Here is a 22665-nt window from a genome sequence, read left to right as displayed (position 1 = left end):
TAAAGCTTAAGCTTTGTCCCATACCATATTTAAGAGGGAAAGTTTGATGAATACACCTACAACATTATCCTCAGCAAATAGGCTGAGCTTACCTGTAGAAGGTATGACATGTGCTTCATGTGTCGGACGTGTTGAACGAGCATTAAAGGCAGTACCTGAAATAAAAGATGCTGTCGTGAATCTTGCAACAGAACGTGCTGATATTACATTTAGCAGTACCCCCAATCCTGTACTTGCTGTAAGCGCGATTGAAAGCTCTGGCTATAAAGTTCCTGAAGAGATCACTGAATTAGCTATTGAAGAAATGACCTGCGCTTCCTGTGTCGGGCGTGTTGAGAAAGCATTAGCTCAAATTCCTGGTGTATTAGAAGCCACCGTGAATCTTGCCACTGAGCGTGCTCGTGTGCGTCATTTATCCGGCGTAGTATCTATTACTGATTTAGAAGTGGCGGTTGTCCATGCCGGTTATAAACCACGGCGGCTATCAGATAATCCAGCCAATACTCGTGATTTAAGTGAAGAGCGTCGTGAAAAAGAAGCCCGCTCGTTACGCCGAGCATTACTTATTGCCACTATCTTCACATTACCAGTGTTCGTTATTGAGATGGGCTCACATTTTATCCCCGGAGTCCATCATTGGGTAACGCAAACATTAGGGCAACAGCTCAACTGGTATATTCAATTTGTTCTTGCCACCATAGTGATGTTTGGCCCTGGCTTACGCTTTTTCAAAAAAGGAATACCCGCATTATTACGCGGTGCTCCTGATATGAACTCATTAGTATCAGTCGGTACAGTAGCCGCTTACGGGTATTCTATCGTTTCAACCTTTATACCCCAAGTCTTACCTGCAGGTACGGCAAATATCTATTTTGAGGCTGCTGTCGTGATTGTTACCTTGATCTTATTAGGGCGAAATCTTGAGGCAAAAGCCAAAGGAAATACCTCACAAGCGATTAAGCGTTTAGTGGGTCTTCAAGCCAAAACAGCACGTGTTTCACGTCATGGTGAAATACTAGAAATTCCATTAGATCAAGTTATGATGGGCGATATCGTTGTTGTTCGTCCTGGTGAAAAAATCCCTGTTGATGGTGAGGTTGTAGAAGGCCATTCTTATGTTGATGAGAGCATGATAACCGGTGAACCCGTTCCTGTAGCAAAAGAGATAGGGGCTGAGGTTGTCGGTGGCACCATCAATAAAACAGGCGCTTTTAGTTTTAAAGTGACCAAAGTGGGTGCCAATACGATACTCGCACAAATTATTCGCTTAGTTGAGGAAGCTCAAGGTTCAAAATTACCAATCCAAGCGCTTGTTGATAAAGTTACCATGTGGTTTGTGCCCGCAGTAATGATAGGTGCAACGATCACATTCTTTATTTGGCTCGCATTTGGTCCTGAGCCTGCACTAACCTTTGCGCTCATCAATGCTGTTGCGGTACTCATTATTGCTTGTCCGTGTGCAATGGGATTAGCAACACCAACATCAATTATGGTTGGCACAGGACGAGCTGCTGAATTAGGAATACTTTTCCGTAAAGGTGAAGCTTTGCAAGCCTTACGTGATGTTAGTGTGGTCGCACTCGACAAAACTGGTACATTGACAAAAGGCCGCCCTGAGCTAACTGATCTGATCCCAGCAGAAAAATTTGAATATAACGAGATATTAAGTCTTGTCGCTTCAATTGAAACTTATTCAGAACACCCTATTGCACAAGCAATTGTTAATGCAGCAAACGAGGCAAAATTAACGCTTGCTAGTGTGGATAATTTTGAAGCTATTCCTGGTTTTGGTGTTAGTGCAACAGTTGATGGAAGATCTGTCTCTGTGGGTGCCGACCGCTTTATGAAACAGCTTGGGTTAGATGTCAGTCAGTTCGCTTCATCCGCTCAAAAATTAGGTGAGCAAGGTAAAACACCACTGTATACCGCCATTGATGGCCGTCTTGCTGCGATTATTGCCGTTGCAGATCCAATAAAAGAAACAACACCTGAAGCTATTAAAGCATTACATGCATTAGGTTTAAAAGTAGCAATGATCACAGGTGATAACAAAGCAACAGCAAAAGCAATAGCAAAACAACTTGGTATTGATGAAATAGTTGCAGAAGTCCTTCCTGATGGAAAAGTTGCGGCATTAAAACAACTTAGTCAGAAAGGAGATAAAGTTGCATTTGTCGGAGATGGTATCAATGATGCCCCAGCGCTTGCACAAGCTGATGTAGGATTGGCAATTGGTACAGGAACTGACGTTGCCATTGAAGCTGCTGACGTAGTACTAATGTCAGGTGATTTACGCGGTGTTGTTGATGCGATTGCACTTAGCCAAGCAACCATTCGTAATATCAAACAAAACTTATTCTGGGCATTTGCTTATAACGCATTATTAATCCCTGTCGCTGCGGGTATGCTTTATCCTATCAATGGCATGTTACTTTCGCCTATATTCGCTGCCGCAGCAATGGCGCTTTCTAGTGTATTTGTTTTAGGAAATGCACTACGACTAAAACGTTTTCAAGCGCCCATGAAAACACATTAAACATAAATTATCTTTATTGCCAGATCCGAAAAAGATCTGGCTTATGCTGATAAAGCAATTATCTCTACTTAGAAGAAAAGCGCTTTATTATCAGATAAGGAGAATAAGATGAATATTGGTCAAGCTGCAAAAAAATCCGGTATTTCAAGTAAAATGATCCGATATTATGAGCAAATTGGTTTAATACCTAAGGCAATTCGTACTGACGGAGGTTATCGCGATTACAATGATAGCGATGTAGATTGTTTTCGCTTTATCCGCCATTCACGTGCTCTTGGTTTTTCAACAGAGCAAATATCAACATTATTAGTTTTATGGAATAACAGAGAACGGACAAGTGCTGATGTAAAAGCTATTGCCCTTTCTCATATCGATGAATTAAACCGTAAAATAGCGCAATTGCAACGAATGACGCAAACATTATCGCATTTAGCACAAGAGTGCCAAGGTGATAATAATCCTGATTGCCCAATTATTGCTAAGCTAGTCGACCCCCAAACAGGGACAGAACATTAAACAACAAAAAAACAACCTTTATTACCTCCACTCTCCTATTTTATGTTTTTTTATCCATGATAAAAAAAGCCCACCTTTATTCGAAGGTGGGCTTTCTATTTTTAAAATGGTGTTACATTCTTACCCATATAATAAGCAATAAGTAATTAACCTAATTTACCGTGACAATGCTTATATTTTTTACCTGAACCACAAGGGCAAGGTTCGTTACGACCCACTTTTTTGCCTGATGCCACTTGGCCATCAACGGCTGACATTTGTGATTCTTTTGTCACTTCATGGCTAAGTTGTTGCTGTTTAGCTAAACGCTCCGCCTCTTCACGACGACGACGCTCTAACTCTTCAACTTCTTCAGGTAAACGAACTTGTACTTTACTTAATGTGCTGATCACTTCATATTTCAGTGATTCCAACATATTAGCGAACATAGCAAAAGATTCACGTTTGTACTCTTGTTTTGGATCTTTTTGTGCATAACCACGTAAATGGATACCTTGACGCAGATAATCCATCGCCGCTAAGTGCTCTTTCCACAGTGAATCCAGTGTTTGTAACATGACACCTTTTTCAAAGTTACGCATCATTTCAGCACTGACAATCTCTTCTTTTGCTTTATAGACTTCGATTGATTTTTCTAAAATGCGTTCGCGCAGTGTTTCTTCGTGTAGTTCAGGCTCTTTATCTAACCACTCTTTGATAGGTAAATTTAAATCAAAGTCATTTTGCAGACAGGCCGTTAAACCTTCAATATCCCACATTTCTTCTAGTGATTGAGGTGGAATATAGTTATCAATCATCGAAGTAAACACATCTTGGCGAATACTGTCGATAGTTTCACTGACATCAGCAACATCTAACAACTCATTACGTTGAGTATAAATAGCTCGACGCTGATCATTGGCTACATCATCATACTCAAGTAATTGTTTACGAATATCGAAGTTACGGTTTTCTACTTTACGTTGTGCATTAGCAATCGCTTTAGTTACCCATGGATGCTCAATAGCTTCTGTTTCGTTCATTCCCAGTTTACGCATCATGCCTGATACTTTATCAGAGGCAAAAATACGCATTAAGGAGTCTTCCATTGACAGATAGAAACGAGAAGAACCCTCATCCCCTTGACGCCCCGCACGACCACGTAACTGGTTATCGATACGACGTGATTCATGGCGTTCAGTACCAATAATATGTAAACCACCAGAAGCTAATACCGCATCATGGCGTTTTTGCCATTGTGCTTTGATCTCTTCAATTTGCTCTTCTGTTGGATTTTCCAGCTTCGCAACTTCAGTTTGCCAACTTCCCCCTAATACGATATCGGTACCACGACCAGCCATATTAGTTGCGATAGTCACCGCTGATGGTAACCCCGCATTAGCAATGATATCTGCTTCCATAGCATGGAATTTGGCATTCAGGACATTATGATGAATATTCGCTTTTGTAAGTGCTTGGGAGATCTCTTCAGATTTTTCAATCGAGATGGTCCCCACCAGTACCGGTTGTCCATTTTTAGTACGTTCACGAATATCTTCAATAATCGCGGCAAATTTACCTTTTTCATTCATATAAACTAAATCAGGTAAATCTTTACGTACCATTGGGCGGTTAGTTGGAATAACGATAGTTTCTAAACGGTAGATAGAGTTAAATTCAAAAGCTTCGGTATCTGCAGTACCGGTCATCCCCGCTAATTTCTCATATAAACGGAAATAGTTCTGGAATGTAATGGACGCTAATGTTTGGTTCTCATTTTGGATCTTCACACCTTCTTTTGCTTCTACCGCTTGGTGTAGACCATCCGACCAACGACGACCTTGCATGGTACGACCGGTATGTTCGTCAACAATGATAACTTCGCCATCTTTAACAATGTAATCAACATCTTTTGTAAATAACGCATGGGCACGTAAGGCTGCCGTTACATGGTGCATAAGCATGATGTTAGCAGGTGAGTAAAGTGACTCGCCCTCTTTCATCATACCTGCTTCGGCTAATAACCCTTCAATTTTAACTAAGCCACGCTCAGTAATATTCACTTGACGCGTTTTTTCGTCGACAGAGTAATCCCCTTCCCCTTGGAAGGTATCTGAATCTTCTTTTTCTTGAGGCACTAAATGAGGAATAACTTTATTCATTTTAATATAAAGTTCAGAGCTATCCTCAGCAGGCCCTGAAATAATCAGTGGAGTACGAGCTTCATCAATTAAAATGGAGTCAACCTCATCCACTAATGCATAGTGTAATTTACGTTGGACACGCTCTTCAGGGCTAAACGCCATATTGTCACGCAAATAGTCGAAACCAAATTCGTTATTTGTACCGTAAGTGATATCTGCGTTATAAGCTTCACGTTTTGCTGGTGGTGCCATATTAGGGAGGTTGATACCAACACTTAACCCTAAGAATTCAAATAGTGGGCGGTTATTTTCCGCATCCCGTTGCGCCAAATAGTCATTGACGGTAACAACGTGCACCCCTTTACCTGATAGCGCATTTAAATAAGCAGGCAGTGTTGCAGTTAAGGTTTTACCTTCCCCTGTACGCATCTCTGCGATACAGCGATCATTTAATACCATACCGCCAATAAGCTGTACGTCAAAGTGACGCATACCAAAAACACGTTTACTCGCTTCACGTACAGTGGCAAAAGCTTCAGGTAAAATATCCTCTTCTTTTTCACCTTTTTTTAAACGCTCACGAAATTCATCTGTTTTGGCTTTCAATTCATCGTCGGTTAATTTTTCAAATTCTGGCTCTAGTTGATTGATTTGAGCAACCACTTTACGCATACGACGAATAGCGCGTTCATTACGACTACCAAAAATTTTGGTTACAATTTTACCTAACATAACTCTTTATTCTCATTTATGGCGTAAATACGCCGAATACAGCCTCTATGTTTATCGACGATAAATCATAGAGATAAGCATAATCTAACAAAGATTAACAAACTCAATTAAGCTGTTAGGTAAGGTCCAGCACGGATACCGCGGATCTGAGCAAGCCATAATCCGGTATGATAGGAAATACGATTTTCCGTTAACACGCTACGGGAAATCGGTAAATTAACCAGGGTAGAAGATGGCGCTTGAGTCAGTAACGCATAAAGCGTATCAAGCATGACCTCAGCAACATTCGCAACAGGTGATGGCTCATCTTTTGCTTTTACCATCAATTCAGGTGAATGAATGGTAAAAGCAAAAGAGAGCTGCTTAATCACATTTTTAACAGCATGCTGTTGCCAGTAATTAAAGGTGAAGGATGAAGCAGGATTCTGTACACTCTGGCGTAAGAATAAATTATCAAAAGCGATTAATGCTTGGCTTTGACGATTTTGTGAGGAAGGTGTATCCGTTTGTGATGGATTTTCAGCATGGGCAGACACCAGCGAAGGCATACCAATACCTGCTGCTACCATCCCTAATAGCAGATGCGACCAAAAATATCGTCTGCCAAATTGTCGCCAAAAATTTATAATGCTCATTAACCTTCGTTATTTAATTTTATAATTTGTGGAGTCAAAATCTATGCGGGATAGCTACCCACAATCATTGGAAAACATCCTAAAAGAGCTTGAAGGTTCCAATAAAAGCACATTACAGCTTATACAACAGCGTGCAACAATTTTACTCAAATTAAATCGTACCGTCATGGCACTTTTACCAGCACCGTTACAAGATAAATGCCGTGTCGCCAATTATCGCAATGCTATTTTAATTATTGAAGTCACAAACGCAAGTTGGATGACCCGATTACGTTATGAAATTCCATCATTACTTTCTGCATTAAGAAAGGAAATTTTACCATCGTTATCCTCAATAGACATCAAAATAAATCCTTCTTTAAGCATAAAAGCGGGAAAAAAGAGTGTCACTTCATCATTAAAAGATCCAACACCCGTAAAAAAACGCCATTTAAGTGTAGAGAGTGCACAATCATTGAAATATTTGGCAGAGAAAAGCCCGAAGAAATTAAGAGAAAGATTAGAACGGTTGGCTGCACTTGCCGGAGAGAGTACAAGTACAGCCAAAGATGACGCTAATTAGAGATAATTAACGTGCTTTACAATTGAGCGATTAAGCAAAAACTGTCGATGGCGCTTTAAATGCCACTGGCATTTTCGCTTCGTCTTCAAAGGTGACGAATTCCCAAGCAGACTCTTTTGCTAAAACAGCTTGAAGCAATTTATTATTTAGTGCATGACCTGATTTAAACGCGGTAAATTCACCGATAATGTTATAGCCACACATAAATAAATCACCGATTGCATCTAACATTTTATGACGAACAAATTCGTCTTCAAAACGTAAACCATCATCGTTGAGGACACGATAGTCATCAACCACGATAGCGCAATCAAAGCTACCGCCTAAACACAATCCTTTCGATTGTAAATATTCAATATCACGCATAAATCCAAATGTACGAGCACGACTTATTTGACTCATAAAGGATTCAGCAGAGAAATCTAATTTATAACGCTGAGTACTTGCATCGATAGCAGGATGGTTAAAATCGATAGTAAAATCTAATTTAAAACCATTATAAGGACGCATTTCCGCCCATTTATCGCCATCTTCAACACGTACTGTTTCCTTGATACGGATGAATTTTTTCGCAGTGCGAAGTTCTTCAATACCTGCATCAAGCAATAAGAAAACAAAAGGTGCTGCACTGCCATCCATAATAGGAATTTCAGGTGCATCCACTTCAATTACGATATTATCAATGCCTAAACCAGCCAGTGCTGCATTTAAATGCTCAACGGTTGATATACGCACATCATCTTCATTCACTAAGCAAGTACATAACATAGTGTCACGAACTGATTTTGCGTCTGCTGGAAAATCCACCGGTGGATTTAAGTCAGTACGACGGTAGATGACCCCAGTATTAGCTGGCGCCGGACGCATTGTAAGCGTAACTTTTTTACCCGTGTGGAGCCCCACACCAGTTGCTTGTACAATTCGTTTTAATGTCCGTTGTTTGATCATCATTTTATCTCGCAATATTATCCGTCCTACCAATTATTATACTTATAATTGGCAGGACAGTTTAGCACAAAAAGCGGAGATGCCAATCTTTTTGACGATTAATCAGCCTGTTTTCTTAAGAAAGCAGGGATATCTAAATAATCTGGCTCTTTGTTAGCTTGAGTAGATTGTTCATTAACCGCTTTAGCTGCAGGCTTGCTCTCTTCTACTGTAGAGAAAGAGGACATGCTATTTTGCATTTGCTGATAACGATTTTCCATAGCGTTTTGTTGATTTTGCTTATTAGTTACCAGCGTAATTTCTGGACGTTTATCCATGCCGATACCTGTAGCAACCACAGTAACACGCAGTTCATCGTTCATTTCAGGGTCAAGAGAAGTACCAATCACCACTGTGGCGTTATCTGATGCAAATGCACGAATGGTGTTACCGACGGTTTCAAACTCATCAAGACGTAAATCAAAGCCTGCTGTAATATTAACTAACACACCACGTGCGCCAGACAGGTCGATATCTTCCAGTAATGGACTTGAAATCGCCATTTCAGCGGCTTCTTCAGCACGATCTTCGCCTTTAGCTGCACCAGATCCCATCATGGCATAACCCATCTCTGACATCACCGTTCTCACGTCAGCAAAGTCGACGTTCATCAAACCTGGGCGAGTGATCAGTTCTGCGATACCTTGAACAGCACCTTTTAATACATCATTTGCCGCACCAAATGCGTCAAGTAACGAAATACCACGACCGAGTACTTTTAGCAGCTTGTCATTTGGAATAGTGATTAATGAGTCAACATGCTTAGATAACTCAGTAATTCCCTGCTCAGCAAATGCCATACGCTTTTTGCCTTCAAAATTAAAAGGCTTAGTCACAACAGCAACCGTTAAAATACCTAACTCTTTCGCAACTTCAGCAACGACTGGCGCAGCACCTGTACCAGTACCACCGCCCATACCCGCAGCGATAAATACCATATCCGCACCTTCTAGTGCAGCGCGTAACGCTTCACGATCTTCTTCGGCAGCATTACGGCCTACCTCAGGGTTTGCACCTGCACCTAAGCCTTTCGTAATGGCATTACCGATTTGGATAGTTTGTCCAACTGCTGTTTTACGTAATGCTTGAGCATCAGTATTGACCGCGAAGAAATCAACGCCTTCAATACGTTCACGAACCATGTGCTCAACCGCATTACCGCCGCCGCCACCAACGCCGATGACTTTGATCACCGCATCGTTGGTTAATTCCATAGGTTCAAACATAATTTCTCTCCGTTTTGTGCCTTTTAGGGTCGCTTGCTCAAACGACCTCTTTTTAAATTTGTCTGATGATTAAAACTCTCTTTTTAACCAGCCAGTGAGTTTTTTTAGCCAACCACTAACTGCAGAGCGTTTTTCGGTTTCAGTTTCCTCACCAAAGTGAGATTCTTTACCGTAATGCAAAAGCCCGACTGCCGTAGAATAGAAGGGATCCTGCGCATAATCTGTTAGCCCGGTAATATTTAACGGTTTACCGATCCGTACTTGCGTGTGGAAAACACGTTGAGCACATTCAACAAGTCCATCTATCTGTGCAGCACCACCTGTTAAAACAATACCTGCCGCTAAATGGTGCTTTATTCCTTGCTGACGTAATTGTTCCTGAACACTCAAAATCTCTTCATTAACAAGATTTAGAAGCTCGGTATAACGCGGTTCAATCACCTCAGCAAGTGTTTGCCGTTGTAGACTTCTTGGTGGTCTACCTCCGACACTTGGAACTTCGACATTTTCATCTTTGCCAACTAAAGAGCCTAATGCACAGCCATGACGCACTTTTATTGCTTCGGCATCATTTGGTGGTGTACCAAAAGCGTAAGCAATATCGCTAGTCACAACGTTGCCTGCATAAGGAATGACACGAGTATGTCTTAATGCACCACCGGTATATATGGCGATATCCATGGTTCCGCCACCCATATCAACGACACAAACACCTAATTCGCGCTCATCTTCTGTTAGCACAGCAAAACTTGAAGCCAGTCCTGCAAAAATCAGTTGATCCACTTTTAAACCACAGCGCTCAACTGCTTTTACTATATTCTTCGCCATATCGTTATGGCAGGTAATCAGATGCACTTTAGCCTGCATACGTACACCGGATAACCCAACAGGGTTTTTGATCCCTTCTTGGTAATCAATGGCGTACTCTTGCGGTATTACGTGTAAAACACGGTGTTCATCTTTTACTTTGACGGATTTCGCAGTATGCACCACGCTATCAACATCATCTTGTGTTACTTCTTCTTCTGAAATTGGCACCATACCAATTTCATTTTGGCAGCTAATATGTTTGCCTGATAACGCCAAATATACTGACGATATTTGGCAATCTGCCATCAATTCAGCCTGATCTACAGCCCGTTGTACACATTTTACGACGGATTCGAGATCGTTCACGCCACCTTTGTCCATACCCCGAGATGGGCAACTTCCCACCCCGATAATATTCACTACGCCATCAGGCAGGATCTCACCGACAAGGGTGGCTACTTTGGCCGTACCAATCTCAAGACCAACTACTAATTTTCTGTCCGTCGCTTTGATCATTATTGTTCTGCCTTCGCCTTCATCGTGTCATCTGCCACGTCTTGTTTATTCATTCACATCAAGTAATAAAGGAGCCCATCCAACTGCACCACCACTGTCATAACGTAAATCGACATAATCAACCCGTTTGTCAGTCTGTTGTTGCAAGATAGGATACAGCTCAATAAAGCGAGCAATCCGTTTTTCGGTATCCTTACGCCCTAACTCCAATCGGACATCATTGTCTAAGACTAATTGCCATCCTTGACGAGCTGACATTGATGCTGCTTTTAATTTCAGATTACTGGCAAGAAGCTGATCTCTCATTGCTAAATAACCTGCTAATACCATTTTCTCACTTCCTTGCGGCCCATATAATAGTGGGTAATTTCCTTGTGTTTCCAATCGCGTTGGCAGACTGAAAATTCGGCCTTCTCTATCAAGAAAATGTGTGTCATTCCAACGGGTAAATGGCACATACTCCACCAGATGGATTTTTAATTCGTCTGGCCATTGTTTACGTACGGTCACTTGCCTGATCCATGGCATACGTTCAATTTGTTGCTGAATGATATTGACATCCTGTGTCATAAAAGTGCCTGGTTGGCCTAAAGATAAAATGGCCTGACGCACATCATCATTCGTTGTGTAATGCCGCTCACCAGTAAGTACAAGCTTTGATATCGGCAGACGATTAGCATCTTTCATCCAATTCACAACTTGTATTCCGCCCCAAATAATGGTGGCAATCACACATAAGAAGAAGATTAATCCTGATAAATAGCTACCATTACTCGGTCTATCAGAATGACGTTTCTCTTTTATCTCTTTATTATTTAGCGCTGCTTGTGACATAGTAAATTCATTCACCCCTGCGCAACATTCAAATAAGAGAATCGGCTATTCTTTTGTACGATATTCCTACGATTAATACTTCCACTAGATATATATACTCTATAAATACCTTTAGCTTTGATAATTAAATCACTAAATTGTTCAATCTGTTGAGAATTATTTACCTTAAAAGTCAAAATAGCGAGTTTTTCTTTAAATTTCGCTACTTTTAACTGATAAATTTTTCCCACATCTCTTTGAGCAAGCAAATTACCGATCGTATTTTTCGCAAATAAGATCTCTTTTTGACTAAAATCTCCCACCATTACAGTCATTTTCTTAACCATTTCACCATAAATGATGTTCACTTGCTCAAACATCCGTCTTAATCCTCGCTTAAAGATGGTTGTAATTTTGTTTCTGCTAAGCGACGCGCTATTTTACCAATATTTCCAGCACCTTGAACTAAAACAAGATCATTATCTGTTAATACACCCGCTAATATTGAGGAGATGTTCTCAACATCAGAAACCCAAATCGGATCTAGTTTGCCACGTTGACGAATAGTACGACACAGTGAACGACTATCTGCACCGGGAATAGGCGCCTCTCCTGCTGCATAAACATCGGTTAATAATAAAATATCAACTTGATTAAGCACCGTTGCAAAATCTTCATATAAATCACGAGTACGTGTATAACGATGTGGTTGAAATAACATCACTAAACGTTTATCAGGCCAACCTGCTCGTGCCGCTTTTATCGTTGCATCAACTTCTGTTGGGTGATGTCCATAGTCATCCACCAGCATGACTTCCCCTTCTTGGCCATTCACATGCTCAAGACTGAAATTTCCCAAGAAATCGAAACGACGCCCAGTGCCTTGGAAATTAAGTAGTGCGGCTAAAATATGCTCATCCGCAATCCCTTCTTCTGTAGCAACAGCCACAGCTGCGGTTGCATTTAAGGCGTTATGACGTCCCGGCGCATTTAATACCACATCTAAATCAGGCATATCTTCACGAGAAATAGTGAAAAATCCTTGCGCACCTTTTTGTTCGTAATGAGTAATGCGTACATCAGCATCTTCACTAAAACCATAGGTAGTAATATAACGCCCTACTTTAGGAATAATTGACCGAATAACATCGTCATCAATACACATCACTGCGCGACCATAAAACGGTAAGTTGTGTAAAAAAGTAATAAAAGTCTCTTTTAAATTATCAAAATTACCGTGATAAGTGTCCATATGGTCAGCTTCAATATTCGTTACCACCGCAACCATAGGTTGAAGATGTAAGAAAGAAGCATCACTCTCATCCGCTTCTGCAATTAAATAGCGGCTACAACCTAAACGAGCATGGGTACCTGCTGATTTCACTAAACCGCCATTAACAAAGGTTGGATCTAATCCTGCTTGTGCATAAATATTAGAAATCATCGCCGTTGTTGTTGTTTTACCGTGGGTTCCTGCAATCGCAACCCCGTGACGATAACGCATTAACTCCGCTAACATTTCTGCACGACGTATCACAGGAATACGCGCTTCTCTTGCTGCAATAATTTCCGGATTATCTGCACTAATTGCGGTAGAAACCACCACAACACTAGCATCACGAATATTTTCAGGGCGATGATTAAAATAGATTGTCGCCCCTAATGCAACGAGTTGTTGTGTGACTACATTAGGCGCTAAATCAGAACCACTGATTGCATAACCTTCATTAGCCAACACTTCGGCGATCCCGCCCATGCCGGCACCACCAATGCCAACAAAGTGGATATGCCTAACTTTTCTCATCTCAGGCACAAAAGATCTTAATTTCGCCAGCTGTTGTGTATTCACTATTTACTTCTTCACTCTAAGTTAATGGTTACAAGTTACGTTTATTTTTTAGCCACTTCGATAATTACATTAGCGACTCGCTCAGTAGCATCCGTAATCGCAACACTTTGTGCTTTTTCTGCCATTAGCATTAGCTGATGTCTATCCCAATTTTCTAGGGTGTCAGCTATCGCTTCTGGCGTTAAATCATTCTGTTCAATAATACGCGCCGCACCGGCATTTTCTAATGGCAATGCATTCCAATATTGCTGTCTATCTTTATGTTGAAAAGGAACAAAAATAGCGGGTAACCCCGCAGCGGCAATCTCGCTAACTGTTAATGCACCTGAACGACATACAACAACATCAGCCCATTGATAAGCTTGCGCTATATCATCAATAAATTCAGTAACTTTATACTCAGATTTAACTGAATTTTTAGAAAGTTCATTTTGATAGCGTAATTTGGTATCACTTTCGCTCCCTTTGCCGGCCTGATGCCAAATTGTAACCCGCTCTCCTAATAATCCAGCCACCACGGGCATTGTATGATTTAAGATACGCGCACCTTGGCTACCACCAATAACCAGCACTCGGACAGCACCTTCTCTGCCTTTTAATCTCTCTGCTGGCGCTTCAAGTGCTAAGACATCGTCACGAACCGGATTACCAACAACAGGCGCATTAGCAAACGCACCGGGGAATGCTTGTAACACACGTTTGGCTATTTTTGACAACCAACGGTTAGTTAAGCCTGCAATACCATTTTGTTCATGTAAAACAACGGGAATACCACAGCTCCATGCTGCAACACCGCCTGGTCCAGAAACATAGCCTCCCATGCCTAATACGGCATCAGGCTGATAGCGCTTCATAATCCGACGGGCTTGAAAAATCGCTTTTATAATACGAATAGGTGCCGCAATTAACGCTTTTACCCCTTTACCTCGCAGACCCGAAATACGGATATACTCGATTTCAATGCCATGCTTAGGCACTAATTGTGCTTCCATTCTATCCGCGGTTCCTAACCAACGAATATCCCAGCCTTGGGATTGCAGATAATGAGCAACTGCTAATCCAGGAAAGACGTGCCCTCCTGTTCCGCCGGCCATCACCATTAATCGGCGTTTACGTTCGCTCATTTAGGACTCCTTACAAACGCCTGAGCCTGTGCTAGGCGTGATTCATAATCAATTCGTAACAACATCACGATAGCCGTTGACATAATAATCAAACTCGAACCACCGTAACTAATAAGAGGTAACGTTAACCCTTTTGTTGGCAACATACCTGCTGCCGCACCGACGTTGACCAAAGTCTGGAAGGTAAACCAGATCCCAATCGAACAGGCTAAAAAGCCTGAAAAACGTTGATCGAGCAGCAAAGCACGGCGTCCAATTTGCATCGCACGAAAAGCGATGAAGAATACCATTAAAAGCACTAAAACCACACCGATATAACCAAGTTCTTCTGCTAAAATGGAGAAAATAAAGTCAGTATGAGCTTCAGGTAGATACTCCAACTTTTGTACTGAATTTCCTAACCCTTGCCCCAGTAGATCACCTCGTCCAAAAGCCATCAAGGATTGTGTTAACTGATAACCACTACCAAAAGGATCTTCCCAAGGTTCTAAGAACGAAGTGATACGTCGTACACGGTAAGGCTCAACAATAATTAACATCACAACAGCGGCAATACCTGTACCAATAATGGCGAGGAATTGCCAAATTTTTGCACCGGCTAAAAAAAGCAACGCTAATGTGGTCACAAACAACACGACCACCGTACCTAAGTCGGGTTGTAATAGCAGTAACACGGCTAATATTAACATCACCCCCATAGGTTTACAGAATCCCCAAAAATTGTTTCTCACTTCTTCTACTTTTCTCACCAAATAACTGGAGAGATAACAAAACAGTGCCAATTTAGAAAGTTCTGCCGGCTGAATACGTAAAGGCCCAAATGCAATCCAACGTGATGCGCCATTTACTGAACTGCCCACTGCCAATACCACGAGTAATAGCAAGATAGAACCAAACAGCATTAAGCTACTGTAGCGTTGCCATACCGCCATTGGCACTCGCATTGTCACTAATGCAAGGCAAAGGGCAACAATCATATAAATGCCGTCACGTTTAGCAAATAGAAAAGGATCTTCTGCTAAACGTTGTCCAACAGGCATTGACGCCGAGGTTACCATCACAAACCCGACAACCGCTAATCCGAATGTAAACCAGAGCAAAGTGCGATCATAAGGCACGAACGCGCTGTTATCTGTTTGATAACTTCCCACCAGCCACTGTTTTAATCTTCGCATTGCGTATACACTCATCAGCCAAGCTCCTGCGCTAAACGGGCAAACTCATCACCACGTTGTTCGAAACTTTTAAACTGATCTAGACTTGCACAAGCGGGTGAAAGTAGCACCATATCGCCAGTTTGCACTGTTGGTGCAAGTAATCGCATCGCCTCTTCCATAGTCGTGGTTAATTGTGAGACTTGTGGTCGTAAATTTGCCAATGCTTGACCATCTTGTCCGAAGCAATATAAGCGAATATTATCGCCACTGAGATAAGGTAATAGCGCGCTAAAATCAGCAGACTTACCGTCCCCACCTAACAACAGGTGCAAAGTCCCTTCTACTTCAAGCCCTCTTAAAGCTGCTTCTGTGCTACCTACATTAGTCGCTTTAGAATCATTGATCCAACGTACCCCATTATGGGAGTAAACTAATTGGAAACGATGAGCAAGGCCATGATAGGTGTTTAAAACAGCCAGTGATGCTTTACGAGAAATTCCCACCGCATCAGCTAACGCTAATGCGGCTAATGCATTGGTGTAATTGTGTTGACCAGAAAGGAACATCTGTGAAGTGGCAAGAATATTTTCACCATTTACGTTCAAGTAACGATTGGTATTATCAAGTTGATAATCCCCTTGTCCGATACCAAAACTCACACAACGTGCATCTTTGCCAGCTAAAGGCAATGTCAGAACATCATCTGCGTTATAGACACAGGTTTTAGCATTATCATAAATACGTAATTTAGCTTCACGGTATTGTTCTAATCCTAACGGATAGCGATTCATATGATCTTCGCTAATATTTAATACCGTGGCAGCCGCCGCTGTTAAGCTATAGGTTGTCTCTAATTGAAAGCTCGATAGCTCTAAGACATATAAGTCATAAGGCTGTGTTAATAACGTTAAAGCAGGTACACCAATATTGCCACCGACACCGACAGCGATCCCGTCAGCTTTAGCCATTTCCCCCACCAACGTCGTTACGGTACTTTTGCCATTAGAGCCTGTTATCGCAACAATAGGTGCTTTTGCCTCACGGCAAAATAGCTCAATATCACCGACAATTTCCACTCCATGATCTCGCGCTTCAACTAACTCAGGCGTTGATAACGCAATACCCGGACTTGAGACAATTAAATCAGCATCATTAAGCCATACTTGATGAAAACTCCCCGTATGATACTCAACATCAGCAGGTAGCTTATCTAAACCCGCGGGATGCTGGCGAGTATCTATCACTTTAGGTGTTACACCTTGGCGGATAAAAAAGTCAACGCAGGATAGACCAGTAATGCCTAGTCCCACGATAACAACTTTTTTCCCCTGATAATTTGCCATGTTAACGTACCTTTAATGTCGCTAAACCAATAAGGACTAACATAAGAGAGATGATCCAAAAGCGGACAATCACACGAGGCTCTGGCCAACCTTTTAATTCATAGTGATGATGGATTGGCGCCATACGGAAAATACGTTGGCCGCGCAGTTTAAATGAACCTACTTGTAAAATAACCGAGAGCGTTTCAACAACGAACACGCCCCCCATAATCACTAATAAAAATTCTTGGCGTAATAACACGGCGATAGTACCTAATGCGCCACCTAATGCTAAAGAGCCAACATCACCCATAAAGACTTGGGCAGGATAAGTATTAAACCAAAGGAAGCCTAATCCCGCACCGACAATGGCGGTACAAACAATCACCAATTCGCCGGCATGCATTAAATAAGGAATTTTTAGGTAGCTGGCAAAATTGACATTACCTGTAGCCCATGCAACTAATGCAAATCCAGCCGCTACAAACACCGTAGGCATAATGGCTAAGCCATCTAAACCATCGGTTAAATTTACCGCGTTACTGGTGCCAACAATGACAAAATAAGCCAGTAAGATATACAACATGCCAAGTTGTGGCATGACATCTTTAAAGAAAGGCACGACAAGTTGCGTTGCTGGGGTATCTTTACCAATCGCGTACATACTAAATGCAACCGCTAAAGCTAATACCGATTGCCAGAAATATTTCCAACGCGCTATTAAGCCTCGAGTATCTTTACGCACTACTTTGCGATAATCATCGATAAAACCGATGATGCCATAACCAATTAGCACCAAGAGTACACACCATACATAAGGATTATCTAATCGCGCCCACAATAAGGTTGATACAGCGATAGAAAATAGGATCATGATCCCACCCATGGTCGGCGTACCACGTTTGCTAAAGTGTGACTCAGGGCCTTCGTTACGCACCACTTGCCCGATTTGCATTTTTTGTAACCATGCAATTAAATGGGGTCCCATCCATAACGCAATAATTAATGCCGTCAATAAACCAACAATCGCTCTGAATGTCAGATAAGAAAACACATTAAAAAATGTATGATATTTAACCAAATATTCGGCTAGCCAAACTAACATTCAAAGCACTCCTTTAATGCGTTCACGATATCCTCCATTGCTGAGCTTCGTGAACCTTTTACTAAAACTGAAACAACATCATGCTGCTGTAATAATGGAATTAATTGGGTAAGCAAATCAGCTTTAAATGAAAAATGCTCACCGCCTTCATTTTCTTGACTAATAAACTGGCTGTAATGACCCACGGTTAATACCCGATCGATACCGACTTGATGAGCAAAACGTCCCACATCACGGTGACATTTTTCTGAATCCTCGCCTAGTTCAGCCATATCTCCAGCAACAAAGATTTTATATCCTGGTAATTGAGATAAAACTTGCAGCCCTGCCATCATCGACCCATCATTAGCATTATAGGTATCATCTAACACTATTTTTCCTGTTGTTAACTCAACAGGATAGAGTCTGCCAGGTACGGCTTTCAGTACCGCTAAACCTTGCTGAATATCCGTTAATGTCGCCCCTACCGACAAGGCTAACGCACTTGCGGCTAACGCATTGGCAATATTATGGCGACCAGGTAAAGGTAGGGTGATTGCTACACACCCTTCTGGCGTATGCAATGTAAAATCGGTGGTGAGTTGATTAACAACGATATCCGTTGGGTAGAAATCGGCCTGAGTGTCTGCAGATAAAGAGAAAGACCACTGAGTTTGACGTGAGTTAAAATGCTGTTGCCATAGCGCAACATCATTACTTTGCTGATTAATAATGGCTGTGCCTTGCTCTTTTAAGCCAGTGAATATTTCACCTTTAGCTTGAGCAATCCCTTGTAAGGAACCAAAACCTTCAATATGTGCAGAAAAAAGATTATTGACCAATGCACTATCTGGTTTAACCATATCCACGGTATAGGCTATTTCACCAATATGGTTAGCACCAAGTTCAATCACGGCAAAACGATGTTCAGGGGTTAGACGAAAGAGTGTCAGGGGAACACCAATATCATTATTTAAATTGCCATGTGTATATAAGGTTTCACCACAGTGACGCAGTATCGAAGCCGTCATCTCTTTAACGGACGTTTTACCCGAAGAGCCCGTTAACGCCACAATTTTAGCATTGCTAAGCGAACGGATATAAGCGGCAATATGCCCCATTGCTAAACGGGTATCTTTTACGATGATTTGTGGACATTCAACATCGATTTTCCGATTAACTAAAACCGCAACGGCACCCTTTTGTTTGACATCAGCAATAAAGTCATGAGCATCAAAACGATCACCTGCTAAAGCAATAAACAGACATGCATCATCAATTTTACGGCTATCGGTAGAAATTGATTTGATCATTAATTGATTGGCTTGGCTTTGAGTAATAGTACTCAACGTGCCTTGAGTGACTTGTGCAATAGTTTCGAGAGAAAGCGCTATCATGCGATCACCCCCAATAACCGTGCAACAGTTAATCGGTCAGAATAATCAAGACGGCGAGTGCCAACGATTTGATAATCTTCGTGCCCTTTTCCTGCCACTAAGATCATATCAGCGGGAGAGGCTTGCATTACTACATTCGTCACGGCTTCTGCTCGACCTTCAATCGCTAATGCACGACCAGGTTCCATTAACCCAGAAAGGATATCTTGAATAATGGCTTGTGGCTCTTCACTACGTGGATTGTCATCGGTGATAACCACTTTATCGGCAAACTGCTCTGCTACAGCTCCCATTAGTGGGCGCTTACCTTTATCTCTATCACCACCACAACCAAAGATACACCACAGTTTGCCAGTACAGTGTAAGCGTGCCGCTTGTAACGCTTTTTCTAAGGCATCTGGCGTGTGGGCATAATCAACGATCACCGTAGGACGATTATCCGCACTAAATACTTCCATACGACCACAAACGGGCGTTAATGCACTGGAAGCTTTAATCACTGCATCAAGAGGGTATTCAAGTGCCAAAAGTGTAGCTAAAGCACAGAGTAAGTTACTGACATTAAAAGCCCCCATTAATGGGCTTTCAATTTCACCTTCTCCCCAACTTGAATTAAAATGGATAGTGGCACCCGCATCATGGTAATTGATTTGTGTCGCTTGCACATAGCGTCCTTGCCAATTTGCCGGCAATTTATCCGCCATAGTCACCGCCACTGCATCGGGTAGATGCGTCAACCATTTATGCCCTACCGCATCATCAGCATTAATGATTTTTTCGCCACTATGGTGGGTCGAAAATAACAACCATTTAGCCTGTTCGTAATTGGCCATATCACCATGATAATCAAGGTGATCGCGACTTAAGTTGGTAAATACGCTGGCGACAAAAGGTAGCGCACTAACGCGCCCTTGAACTAAACCGTGTGACGAAACCTCCATTGCAGTAAAGGTAGCGCCTTGATTAACTAATTGCTGTAATTCTAATTGGATATCAACCGCTGAACCGGTTGTATTCATTGCCGGAACAATATGATCTAATAACCCATTGCCTACCGTTCCCATAACGGCACTGACTTCACCTAAACCTTGCGCCCACTGTGCTAACAATTGTGTTGTTGTCGTTTTTCCGTTAGTACCAGTGACACCAATCAGCTTTAATTTATCCGCTGGCTGATGATAAAAAATTCCTGCAAGTTTTGATAATTGACAATTTAGGTTTTCAATATAAATAACGGGTATACCATGACTTTCACGAATTTCGCCATGAGTAGCAATACCTTCAGCTTCCGCTAAAACAGCGCAAACACCTTGTGCAATTGCCTGAGGAATATAGCGTCTACCATCCGTTTCATGGCCTTTAATTGCCACAAACAGATCACCACTCGCGGCTTTTCGGCTGTCGAGTGTCATGTCTTTAAGCGTTAAAGACGGTGCTTGTATCCCGAGTGCCCCTAATAGGTCACTTAAATTAGGATCTGCCACTTGTATCCTCTTTTTTATTAATCACTATTTCACTTTTATCGTCTGGCGTTAATGCATCAGGCTCTACATTCATCGTACGTAGAACCGCGCCCATAATTGTGCCAAACACTGGTGCAGAAACTGCACCCCCATAATATTTGCCCGCTTTTGGCTCGTTAATGATCACAACTAAGGCAAAGCGTGGACGGCTTGCCGGTGCAACACCGGCTGCATAAGAAATGTAGGCATTAATATACTTTCCATCTGGGCCGACTTTTTTCGCGGTCCCGGTCTTAATCGCAACACGATACCCTTTGATCGCAGCACGAACGCCACCACCGCCCGGTAAGGCGACACTTTCCATCATATGAACCACTGTTCTCATGACTTTTTCAGGAAAAACGCGAGTACCCGGTACAGGAGGGTCAACTTTAGTAATAGAAAGCGGTCGATAAATACCAAAACTACCGATAGTTGCATAGACACGCGCTAACTGTAATGGCGTTACCATTAGCCCATATCCGAATGAGAAGGTGGCCCTTTCAAGATCGGACCACCGTTGTTTTTTTATTGGAAATATGCCACTACTTTCACCAACTAGCCCCAAGTTAGTTGGTTTTCCGAGGCCAAAACGGGAATAAACATCTACCAGTTCAGACGCCGGCATCGCTAACGCAAGGCGAGATACCCCTACGTTACTCGATTTCTGTAAAATTCCAGTTATCGAAAGCTCACGATAAAGCGCAACATCTTTTATCTGATGACCACTAATTCGATAAGGAACAGTATTAATAACGGTATTTTCTTTAATAATATTATTGTTTAGCGCACTCATAACCACCATCGGCTTTACCGTAGAGCCTGGCTCAAAAATATCGGTGATAGCTCGATTACGCATCGCATCTTTCGGCGTTCCCGCTAAATTATTCGGGTTATAGGACGGGCTATTTGCCATCGCTAACACTTCGCCTGTATTGACATCAACCAAAACCGCCGTACCTGATTCGGCTTTATTTTCAATGACTGCATTGGTTAACTCTCTATACACAACAGATTGTAAACGCTCATCAATGCTTAACATTAAGTTGTGAGCAGCTTGGCTATCTGTTTGAGCAATATTTTCAATCACACGGTTAAAGCCATCTTTGCGTACAACTCGCTCTCCGGGGGCACCGGTAAGCCATTGGTTAAAGCTTTTTTCAACCCCTTCAATACCATCGCCATCAATGTTTGTAACACCAATGATGTGAGCGGTCACTTCTCCTGAAGGATAATAGCGTTTGGACTCTTGGCGCATGTTTATCCCTTTGATTTTCAGCTTACTTATGTAATCACTAATTTCAGGATTAACTTGGCGCGCAAGATAGATAAAACGAGCGGAAGGTGTTGCAGAAATTTTTTGAGAAATTTGATTAACGGGAAGTTTTAATGCGTCAGCAAGTGCTAACCAACGTGAATCGGTCATATCAGGGTTAGCTTCTAACACAACTTTAGGATCAGCCCAAATAGCATATACAGGGACACTCACCGCCAATGGTCTTCCCATACGATCGCTTATCATGCCACGAGCTGTGGGGACTTTTTGCACACGTAAAGAGCGCAGATCCCCTTCGCGGATCAGGGGATCTGGGTTAATAATCTGTAAATAGGCAACTCGTATTAATAACGCCGCTAAAGCAATACCAATACCACCGCAAAGCAACGCAAAACGCCAACTCACAAATCCTGTTTTTTCTTCAGGTTTACGGAGTTTGGCATTTGACTTTGTCTTTGTCTTCGCTTTTGCCGAACGTGAAAATTTCATACTTGCCTT

The 22665-nt window shown here is 42.0% G+C and carries 18 protein-coding genes; 3 read left to right on the top strand and 15 right to left on the bottom strand.

All coding sequences use genetic code 11. The features are described from left to right. Positions 1-46: 46 nt before the first annotated feature. Both AACV00_RS14145 and cueR read left to right on the top strand, forming a co-directional pair. A complete protein-coding gene (locus tag AACV00_RS14145) occupies positions 47-2536 on the top strand; it encodes a heavy metal translocating P-type ATPase (RefSeq protein ID WP_161680386.1) in 2490 nt (829 codons plus the stop codon). 108 nt (positions 2537-2644) lie between these two features. Beyond that, the gene (gene cueR / locus AACV00_RS14140; RefSeq protein WP_108716851.1) at positions 2645-3052 is read left to right on the top strand and encodes a Cu(I)-responsive transcriptional regulator; all 408 of its coding nucleotides are present in this window, start codon (positions 2645-2647) and stop codon (positions 3050-3052) included. A 146-nt stretch (positions 3053-3198) separates the two neighbouring features. Here the strand turns inward: cueR and secA are convergent, their stop codons facing one another. Both secA and secM read right to left on the bottom strand, forming a co-directional pair. Continuing rightward, positions 3199-5907: a preprotein translocase subunit SecA gene (secA, locus tag AACV00_RS14135; RefSeq protein WP_004244101.1), complete on the bottom strand. Its 2709-nt coding sequence runs from the start codon at positions 5905-5907 to the stop codon at positions 3199-3201. Between the two features lie 107 nt (positions 5908-6014). After that, positions 6015-6542 carry a secA translation cis-regulator SecM gene (gene secM, locus AACV00_RS14130; protein ID WP_004248559.1) on the bottom strand — a complete coding sequence of 176 codons (528 nt, stop codon included), beginning with the start codon at positions 6540-6542 and terminating at the stop codon, positions 6015-6017. Positions 6543-6585: 43 nt separating this feature from the next. Between secM and AACV00_RS14125 the strand changes: the two genes are divergently transcribed. Then, the gene (locus tag AACV00_RS14125; RefSeq protein WP_036895466.1) at positions 6586-7104 is read left to right on the top strand and encodes a DUF721 domain-containing protein; all 519 of its coding nucleotides are present in this window, start codon (positions 6586-6588) and stop codon (positions 7102-7104) included. 30 nt (positions 7105-7134) lie between these two features. Here AACV00_RS14125 and lpxC read toward each other — a convergent pair whose 3' ends face one another. From lpxC to ftsI, 13 genes are all read right to left on the bottom strand, one after another. Beyond that, a complete protein-coding gene (gene lpxC, locus AACV00_RS14120; protein ID WP_012368233.1) occupies positions 7135-8052 on the bottom strand; it encodes a UDP-3-O-acyl-N-acetylglucosamine deacetylase in 918 nt (305 codons plus the stop codon). A 98-nt stretch (positions 8053-8150) separates the two neighbouring features. Continuing rightward, on the bottom strand, positions 8151-9317 hold the full coding sequence (gene ftsZ, locus AACV00_RS14115; protein ID WP_004244108.1) for a cell division protein FtsZ: 1167 nt from the start codon (positions 9315-9317) through the stop codon (positions 8151-8153). Between the two features lie 69 nt (positions 9318-9386). Further along, positions 9387-10643 carry a cell division protein FtsA gene (gene ftsA, locus AACV00_RS14110; RefSeq protein ID WP_004244110.1) on the bottom strand — a complete coding sequence of 419 codons (1257 nt, stop codon included), beginning with the start codon at positions 10641-10643 and terminating at the stop codon, positions 9387-9389. A 45-nt stretch (positions 10644-10688) separates the two neighbouring features. Continuing rightward, entirely contained in the window at positions 10689-11477 is a 789-nt protein-coding gene (gene ftsQ, locus AACV00_RS14105; protein ID WP_012368234.1) for a cell division protein FtsQ, read from the bottom strand. Between the two features lie 11 nt (positions 11478-11488). Further along, positions 11489-11836: a hypothetical protein gene (locus AACV00_RS14100; protein WP_004244114.1), complete on the bottom strand. Its 348-nt coding sequence runs from the start codon at positions 11834-11836 to the stop codon at positions 11489-11491. A 5-nt stretch (positions 11837-11841) separates the two neighbouring features. After that, a complete protein-coding gene (gene murC / locus AACV00_RS14095) occupies positions 11842-13305 on the bottom strand; it encodes a UDP-N-acetylmuramate--L-alanine ligase (protein WP_004244115.1) in 1464 nt (487 codons plus the stop codon). Between the two features lie 41 nt (positions 13306-13346). Then, positions 13347-14429 carry an undecaprenyldiphospho-muramoylpentapeptide beta-N-acetylglucosaminyltransferase gene (gene murG / locus AACV00_RS14090; protein WP_004244116.1) on the bottom strand — a complete coding sequence of 361 codons (1083 nt, stop codon included), beginning with the start codon at positions 14427-14429 and terminating at the stop codon, positions 13347-13349. After that, on the bottom strand, positions 14426-15619 hold the full coding sequence (ftsW, locus tag AACV00_RS14085; RefSeq protein ID WP_004244117.1) for a cell division protein FtsW: 1194 nt from the start codon (positions 15617-15619) through the stop codon (positions 14426-14428). The genes murG and ftsW overlap by 4 nt, the downstream gene beginning before the upstream one ends. Then, positions 15619-16929 (bottom strand): UDP-N-acetylmuramoyl-L-alanine--D-glutamate ligase, encoded by a 1311-nt coding sequence (gene murD, locus AACV00_RS14080; protein ID WP_161680384.1) that lies wholly within the window; start codon positions 16927-16929, stop codon positions 15619-15621. The genes ftsW and murD overlap by 1 nt, the downstream gene beginning before the upstream one ends. Position 16930: 1 nt before the next feature. After that, the gene (mraY, locus tag AACV00_RS14075) at positions 16931-18013 is read right to left on the bottom strand and encodes a phospho-N-acetylmuramoyl-pentapeptide-transferase (RefSeq protein ID WP_004248563.1); all 1083 of its coding nucleotides are present in this window, start codon (positions 18011-18013) and stop codon (positions 16931-16933) included. Next, positions 18007-19389 carry a UDP-N-acetylmuramoyl-tripeptide--D-alanyl-D-alanine ligase gene (gene murF, locus AACV00_RS14070; RefSeq protein WP_004244120.1) on the bottom strand — a complete coding sequence of 461 codons (1383 nt, stop codon included), beginning with the start codon at positions 19387-19389 and terminating at the stop codon, positions 18007-18009. Before murF ends, mraY begins: the two co-directional genes overlap by 7 nt. Further along, positions 19386-20873 carry a UDP-N-acetylmuramoyl-L-alanyl-D-glutamate--2,6-diaminopimelate ligase gene (gene murE, locus AACV00_RS14065; RefSeq protein ID WP_004248564.1) on the bottom strand — a complete coding sequence of 496 codons (1488 nt, stop codon included), beginning with the start codon at positions 20871-20873 and terminating at the stop codon, positions 19386-19388. Before murE ends, murF begins: the two co-directional genes overlap by 4 nt. Then, positions 20860-22656, bottom strand: coding sequence for a peptidoglycan glycosyltransferase FtsI (gene ftsI / locus AACV00_RS14060; protein ID WP_004248565.1), 1797 nt, complete (start codon positions 22654-22656; stop codon positions 20860-20862). The genes murE and ftsI overlap by 14 nt, the downstream gene beginning before the upstream one ends. Positions 22657-22665 lie beyond the last annotated feature (9 nt).

The sequence above is a fragment of the Proteus sp. G3927 genome (assembly GCF_963894685.1).
Taxonomy (GTDB): Bacteria; Pseudomonadota; Gammaproteobacteria; order Enterobacterales; family Enterobacteriaceae; genus Proteus; species Proteus mirabilis.
The sequence above is the reverse complement of the archived record's forward strand: the minus strand, read 5'-3'. Positions and strand labels throughout refer to the sequence as shown.